Here is a 266-nt window from a genome sequence, read left to right on the forward strand (position 1 = left end):
GCCTGCAGATTCCCAGCTAGTTGCTTCGGCATTACCCAAAAGACCCAATTGGTCCCAAATTTTCGCAGGTGCTTTGGTCATAAACGGCTGAATGAGCACGGAGCTGATCCGGATGCTCTCCACGAGATTATACATAACAGTCGCCAGGCGTCCTTTTGTTTCCTCGGACTTCGCGAGGTTCCACGGCATTGTTTCATCGATGTATTTATTCGTTCTTCCCACCAGCTCCCAGATGTGAGCCAGCGCATTGCTGAAGCGCATTTCTT

General features: G+C 50.4%; 1 pseudogene. It reads right to left on the bottom strand.

From position 1 onward, the window contains the following. A pseudogene (locus SB773_RS32345) lies at nucleotides 1-266 on the bottom strand (methionine--tRNA ligase); the annotation flags it as partial.

The sequence above is a fragment of the Bacillus sp. SIMBA_074 genome, from assembly GCF_046534555.1.
GTDB lineage: Bacteria > Bacillota > Bacilli > Bacillales > Bacillaceae_G > Bacillus_A > Bacillus_A mycoides.